Annotated in this window: 3 protein-coding genes and 1 pseudogene; 3 read left to right on the top strand and 1 reads right to left on the bottom strand. The window is 61.7% G+C overall.

The window, feature by feature from the left end; all coding sequences use genetic code 11:
• Positions 1–485: 485 nt before the first annotated feature.
• The 3 genes from ACFWW8_RS38230 to ACFWW8_RS38220 all read left to right on the top strand — a co-directional run bounded on the left by ACFWW8_RS38230 (position 486) and on the right by ACFWW8_RS38220 (position 2696).
• Entirely contained in the window at positions 486–1064 is a 579-nt protein-coding gene (locus ACFWW8_RS38230; RefSeq protein WP_386537472.1) for a dihydrofolate reductase family protein, read from the top strand.
• Positions 1065–1863: 799 nt separating this feature from the next.
• Complete coding sequence (locus tag ACFWW8_RS38225) at positions 1864–2025, top strand: hypothetical protein (RefSeq protein WP_386537469.1); 162 nt, start codon at positions 1864–1866, stop codon at positions 2023–2025.
• 170 nt (positions 2026–2195) lie between these two features.
• Positions 2196–2696: a hypothetical protein gene (locus ACFWW8_RS38220; RefSeq protein WP_386537467.1), complete on the top strand. Its 501-nt coding sequence runs from the start codon at positions 2196–2198 to the stop codon at positions 2694–2696.
• A 432-nt stretch (positions 2697–3128) separates the two neighbouring features.
• Here the strand turns inward: ACFWW8_RS38220 and ACFWW8_RS38215 are convergent.
• Positions 3129–3744: pseudogene (locus ACFWW8_RS38215) on the bottom strand (IS3 family transposase); the annotation flags it as partial.

The following is a 3744-nucleotide window of genomic DNA, read 5'->3' as shown; positions in this document are numbered from 1 at the left end:
CATCCCCCACCAGATCACTCACACACCGTCAACGAGCCTGAACTCAAAGCGTTTCAGATCAATAGGATCGTTGCAAAGCCGACGCCACCGCCCAAAACCATACGACTCGTGGGCGGTTAGCGCCGACTCCACCACCGGTGGTCCCACCAGTACGTGGCCGGGACCCAGTACGTACTGCGCACCGGGGGGCGCTCCCAAAAGCCTTTCCGCCTGTGACCTGGACCTTAAACCCGCGCACAGCCACCGCCACAGCCACAGCCACAGCCACAGCCATCCGTGTCCTCTAGCACCAGCTTCAGTCGCCCGTCCAGTCAACGTAGCAATAGGCTGTTGGACGAGGAGCACTAATCACATGCATCGTGCAGAAAGCCCCTGTGAGTAGCAAGGACCTAAGACGGTCCCGGAGTCGCCGGTCTAGGTTCGATACCGCTATCCACCCTCCTGCACAGAGGATCAGCAGACACCCGTAAACGAAAGTAGGCCGCGTGCGCCAGCTCACCTACTATGTCGGCACCAGCCTCGACGGCTTCATCGCGGGCCCCGGGGGACAGTTCGACTTTTTCTTCCTCGAGGCGGATCTCGCCGCCGCTTTGGTGGCGGAGTACCCCGAGACCATACCGGCTCACGGTCGTCGGCTGCTGGGACTGAACGGAGTGACCAATAAGCACTTCGACACTGTCCTGATGGGGCGCGGCAGCTACGAACCTGCCCTCGCGGCCGGTATAACCAGCCCTTACCCACACCTCAACCAGTACGTCTTCTCCCGTACCCTCGGCCAGATCGATCCAGCCGTGGAGATGATCTCCGGGGACCCCGCGGCCTTCGTCCGCGACCTCAAGCAACAGGACGGCGCCGGCATCTGGCTCTGCGGGGGCGCCGACCTCGCCGGACAGCTCCTGGGCGAGATCGACGAACTCGTCCTCAAGCGCTACCCCGTGGTCATCGGCTCCGGCATCCCGCTCTTCAAGGCACCCTTCCTGCCGGAAATATTCACCCTGACCGATTCCCGCGTCTTCGACACCGGCGCCACGGTCACAACGTACGTCAAGGAGAATCGCACGTAGTTCCACCTCATCGCCGTCGAGGCCGATTTCGCCCGCGTGACTGCTCTTACGGTGAACCAACCGGTCGGCTTGATCAGCCCAACGGCTCTCCGGAGGTACTCGTGCACCATATCTACCGGCTTGGATAGTCTTGGCTGGCCCAACAGTCCGGCTTGATGTCGGGCCGCGCGCAGTAGTTGGGGCAGGCCACCAGCTCGGACCGGGCCTGGCGCCGCTTCCTGGCCGGCGCTGTGTTCACCGCTGTAGGCCTGACGATCGCAAGTCTGGTCCTCGTAAGAGAGACCCGCGCCTGGGCCGCCTTTCTCGAAAACCTCGTCGAGACCCCAACGCACCCCGTTGGCCAACCTCATGGGCCTAACGTGCTGCGCTGGTGACCCCACCACGGTATCGGGCAGCGGGCAGGGATCTTCGACCAGCCGCACCGCATTCTCCCTGCCGAGCTGAACGCGGCCGGCCGCCTCGACTGGTCCAGGGCCTGCGTGGACGGCTCCCACATCCGCGCGAAAGAAGGGGCGCCGACACCGGGCCGCCGCCGGCCGACCGGCGGAAAGCGGGCAGCAAGCACCACCTGATCTGATTCGGACGTGGCACCCCGCTCAAGGTCTTCACGACCGAACGTCAACGAGGTCACCCAGACCCTCGCGCTGGTCGACCGCATCCCACCGGTTGCAGGTCGTCCCGGCCCGCCGTAGGCCCCAGGCCCCTCGGAGAGGTTACGACTCCAAACCCAACCGCAATGAGCTGCGAAAACGCCGGACCCTACCCGTCATCCCCGCAAAGGAGCCCCGACATCCAGGGCGTGGGCAAGCTTCGCTACGTCATGGAGCTGACCTTCGCCCGGCTCCACCAGCTCAGACGCCTCGCCGTCCGCTGGGAACGCCGCACCGAACGCCACGACGCTTTCGTCTACCTCGCCTGCAGCCTCATCTGCTGGCGACGCCTCAACAAGCCCGACTCATGATCGTGTTACGACCTCTAAGGCCAACTAATGCCCATCGGTAAGATCTCCAAACACGGTCTCAATAATTGGGTAGGACCTACTCATCCTCCCGGTCTGAGCGACGACGTATAGATGAGAAGAGTCAGTAGTTGCAGTTGTACGACGCCACTCGCTCACAACCATGGAGAAAAATGTTCAAGTCACGCTTCTTTAAAGCGGCCGCCCTGTCAGCGCTCATAACTGTCAGTGCCGCCACTCAGGCTTCCGCTGCAACAGTACCTAGCAACACGGTTACGATGGATGCACATTTCACCGTTGTAGACGACGATGGAATATGGGGTCCTGTAAAGGTTGCCACTAGTGATGCACACAGGCAGTACTACATCTCTTCCGCAGTTGACCCCAATTCTAATTACATCAAGACGCCCGCCATATCTTCTCCGTGCGCCGGCAATGACACTAAGGGTCGACTGACCCTCTCTTACAATCATTCGATCGACGGTCAGGCAATCATCAGGGCACAGGTAGATTTTTCCGAGAGCGGCTGTTCTGGAACTACATACCCTTACAGTAAGGTCTACACGTTTACCGTTCCCGCCGATTCGACCAAAAAGTTCAATGCCGACGTCTCAGGAACTGGATACAACCGGGTGGGCATCACACTTAATGTCAGCAATTACGCCTTCTTCTAGAGCGCCACAACAGCATCAATAACCAGTTTGAAATTTAGCCAGCTAAGAAAAGAATGGTTCAGTCAGTGCTACGACCATGGTCTCTTTCACCCTGCTGAGGGGTGAAGCGGGCTGGTCAGCGGGTGTAGTGACGAAGCGGGGCCCTTGATTACCGCTGTGATGATCTTTCTCATCCCACCGGTGACCCGGGGCCCTGTTAGTTTTCCGGATCTTGCCACGCTCGATGTCTTACACGGATCCATCCCGGGCCGGTTTAAGCGGTGATTGACCTGCTGTTTCACCGGGCCGTGACGGAGTCGTGCTGGTAGTGACTGCTTGGACGGCGTGGTTCTGAAGGCAGTTGTGGCAGATCTTTCTTGATGCGGGCGAAGGTGTGCTAGATGCAGGCGCGGACGCTTCGGTGGGCGGCGTTGCCCTCCTCCTGGACGCCCTTTCCAGCCTGGCCTGACGCACCGTCGCGAATGCCTCCCGCATCGTCTCTCTCTTCAGGCCTTGCCAGAAGCTCTCGGCCAGGGCGTTGTCGTAACTCGACCCGACACGGCCCATGCTCCGGCGTTTACCGCAATGGCCGCTGACCTGGGCGAACGCTGCTGAGGTGGACTGCGATCCTCTGTCCGCGTGGAAGATCACTGCGTCCACGTGGCCGCCGCGGGCGGCCACCGCCATCTTCAGGGCGTCGACGACGAGCTCGGTCCTCATGTGGGTGGCCTTCGACCAGCCGAGCACCCGGCGAGAGCAGATGTCCGGGACGCACGCAAGCTACAGCCATGCGCCGCCGACCTGCACGTATGTCATGTCACCGCACATTTCTTGTCCAGAGCGGCGGCGGTGAAGTCGCGTCGGACCAGGTCCGGAGCGGGTGGTGCGAGCCGGTCGGGGATCGTAGTGCGCTTGCGCCGGCGCAGGTGTCAGCCCCTCGCGGCACATCAGCGTTCGGCCCGCTTGCGGTTGACCGTGTGTCCGAAGCTCCGCAGCGCGGCATGGATGCGGGGCACTCCGTAAGTGCCGCGGTGGCGGTGTGGATCTCGCGGATTTCGGCGACCAGGGT

It is taken from the genome of Streptomyces sp. NPDC058701, assembly GCF_042715295.1.
In the GTDB taxonomy this organism is placed as follows: Bacteria; Actinomycetota; Actinomycetes; order Streptomycetales; family Streptomycetaceae; genus Streptomyces.
Note: the sequence above shows the minus strand (reverse complement) of the source record. Positions and strands in the feature narration are given on the sequence as shown.